The sequence below is a fragment of the Streptomyces sp. NPDC057950 genome, from assembly GCF_042887295.1.
Taxonomy (GTDB): Bacteria; Actinomycetota; Actinomycetes; order Streptomycetales; family Streptomycetaceae; genus Streptomyces; species Streptomyces kaempferi.
Window position 1 is genome coordinate 1 of record NZ_JBHVPP010000057.1, and the last position, 2,869, is coordinate 2,869.

Sequence of the window (2,869 nt, forward strand, 5' to 3'; positions counted from 1 at the left end):
ACTTGTAGAGCTCGCCCTCGCCGATGCCGGGCACGAACAGCTCCCAGACGCCCGTCGAGCCCAGCGACCGCATCGGATACCCCGTGCCGTCCCAGAAGTTGAAGGTGCCCGTGAGCCGGACGCCGCGCGCGTTCGGTGCCCATACCGTGAAGCGGGTGCCCGCCACGCCCTGGTGCGTCATCGGCTCGGCGCCCAGGGCCCGCCAGAGCTGTTCGTGACGGCCCTCGCCCAGCAGATGGAGGTCGAGCTCGCCGAGCGCGGGCAGGAAACGGTACGCGTCCTCGGTGTCCTGGACCGTCCCCTCGTACGACACGAGCAGCCGGTACGCGTCCGGGGCCGCGCGCAGCGGCAGGAGGGCCGAGAAGAAGCCGTCCCCGTCGTCGTGCAGCTCGGCCCGCAGGTCGTCCGTCACGACGGTCACGCCCAGGGCGTACGGCCGGAAGGCCAGGAAGGCCACTCCGCCCGGTACCGGATGGGCGCCCAGGACGCCGTGCGGATCATGGTGCGTACCGGAGAGCAGCCGCTCCCGGTCGTCCGGACCGAGACCGGCGAAGGCGGGCGCGCTGTCGGCGAGGGCGCGCGGACTTCCGTTCATGGAAGGGGAGTTGTCCGTGCCGTCGGAGGTGCTGCCGACGACGGCGGGAGAGTTGTCGGTGGGAGCCGGAGCGACACCGGCCGGTACCGGGATACCGCCGGCGGCCGGTCCGGGAGCCTTCTGGGAGGACTTCGCGCCCTTGTTCCGGGCGCCCTTGCTCCCGGTGGGCTTCTTGCCGGCGGACCTCTCGGGGGACTTGGCCGCCGGCTTCCCCTCGGCCGGTTTCCCGGCCGCCGTCTGCTGGGCCGCAGTCTTCTGGACCGCCGCCTTCTTGCCGGTGGCCGGCTTCTTGGCACCGTTCTTCTTCGGACTGTCGTCGGACGGGGGGCGGGGCGTCACGGGCAGGGCCTCCTCGGCGGGGTGAGCGGGAACGTCAGGGGGATGCGGCGAGCCGGCCCACCGCCGCCAGGGGCACCGGCAGCCAGTCTGGCCGGTGCCGGGCCTCGTAGAGGACTTCGTAGACCGCCTTGTCCGTCTCGTAGGCGCGCAGCAGGACGGGATCGGTCCGCGGGTCGCGTCCGGCGACCTCCGCGTAACCCGCGCAGTAGGCGGCCCGGCAGGTGTCGGCCCACTCGGACACGGCGGGGGCGGGGCCGGTGGTGGTCCGGGGATCCGAGCGGGCCGCGTAGTCGAAGGAGCGGAGCATCCCGGCGACGTCGCGCAGCGGCGGCTGCGGCATGCGGCGCTCGGCCAGTGGCTTCGACGGCTCGCCCTCGAAGTCTATGAGCGACCACTCTCCGGTGGGCGAACGCAGGCACTGGCCGAGGTGCAGATCGCCGTGGACACGCTGTGCGGTCCAGGTCTGCCCCCCGGCGGCCAGGTCCGCCAGCGCCTCGAAGGCGGTCCGCAGACCGGGAGCGTACGGCCGCAGCGCGGGTACCGCCTGGGCCGCCGCGGCCAGCCGCTCGGTCATGCCCTCGACCATCAGCTCCATCTGCACGTGCCCCAGAGTGGTCGTGGGCAGTGCGCGGGCGAGCGCCGTGTGCACCTCGGCGGTGGCGCGGCCCAGTGCCCGCGCCTCCTCGCCGAAGCCCTCGCCCTTGGCCAGTCCGTGCAGGGCCAGTTCCCAGCCGTTCGTGGCGCCCCGGACGAAGGGCTGCAGCACACCGAGGACGTATGTCTCCCCGGCTGCCGGATTCTGGGCGTCCCTGATGTCCGCCGTCATCCAGGCCGCGGGCGCCGGAACCCGCGGGCAGCCCTCCCGCGCGAGCATGCGCGGCAGTTCCAGATCGGGGTTGACGCCCGGCACGATGCGCCGCAACAGCTTGAGGATGAACGTATCTCCATAGACGAGGGAGGAGTTGGACTGCTCGGACGTCACCAGCCGGGGTGCCAGTCCGCCCCGGATCCGCTGACGCGGGTCGCGCTCGAAGCGCAGCCGGCCGATCCGGGACCGGGTGCGCAGCGCTTCGAGGAGCACGTCGGCGGGGCGGGGGTCGTGCAGCGCCTCGTAGACGGTGCGCCCGGCCAGCGGCCCTTCCTCGACATGACCGATCAGCGCGGGCGCGAGCCGCGGCGGCAGTGCCTCGCGCACGCCGATCAACAACTGGTAGCAGTCGCCCTGTTGAGCCGTGGCCCCCTGTGCCGGGGTGGCCGGCTGGTGGGCCCGTACCAGGAGGTGGAGGAGGCCCAGCTGACCGGACGTCGGCAGTAACTCGTCGGCCGTCACCAGGGAGAATCCGGTGACCGGACGTCCCTTGCCCGCGAACCAGCGCTGGCGTGGCAGCCACTCCCGCAGCAGCGGGTCGAGCGAAGCGAGCAGCTCGGGGCGTGCGACGGGTTCCGTGACAGGGTGCGTGGCGGCTTCCGACATGGCGTCGCGTCCTTTCCCCAGGGACCGGGGGACCGGAGACCCAAGGACCCAGGGACCCGGAGTCCGGGCGAGTCGGGGGTGTTACTGATGGGTGCCCAGGGCGGGACGGGGGAAACCGCCCCGCCCCGGTTCTACACGGCGTCCTTGCGGAGCCGGAACCAGTAGAAGCCGTGGCCTGCGAGGGTGAGCAGGTAGGGGAGTTCGCCGATGGCGGGGAAGCGGACTCCGCCGATGAGCTCGACGGGGTGCCGGTCGTTGAAGGCGCGCAGGTCGAGTTCGGTGGGCTGGGCGAAGCGGGAGAAGTTGTGCACGCACAGCACCAGGTCGTCCCCTTCGTCCCCTTCGTTCTCGGTTGAGGGGGCTTCGCGCAGGAAGGCGAGGACGGCGGGGTTGGAGGAGGGGAGTTCGGTGTAGGAGCCGAGGCCGAAGGCCTTGTTCTGTTTGCGGATCTCGATCATGCG

The 2,869-nt window shown here is 72.3% G+C and carries 2 protein-coding genes and 1 pseudogene; all 3 read right to left on the reverse strand.

Going from position 1 to position 2,869, the window contains the following annotated elements:
- Positions 1-934 (reverse strand): annotated as a pseudogene (locus ACFVTC_RS42760) (hypothetical protein); the annotation flags it as partial.
- 34 nt (positions 935-968) lie between these two features.
- Positions 969-2,408 carry a phosphotransferase gene (locus ACFVTC_RS42765; RefSeq protein WP_390135245.1) on the reverse strand — a complete coding sequence of 480 codons (1,440 nt, stop codon included), beginning with the start codon at positions 2,406-2,408 and terminating at the stop codon, positions 969-971.
- A gap of 131 nt (positions 2,409-2,539) precedes the next feature.
- On the reverse strand, positions 2,540-2,869 hold a 330-nt coding region (locus ACFVTC_RS42770), incomplete at its 5' end, for an alpha-glucosidase C-terminal domain-containing protein (protein WP_390135247.1).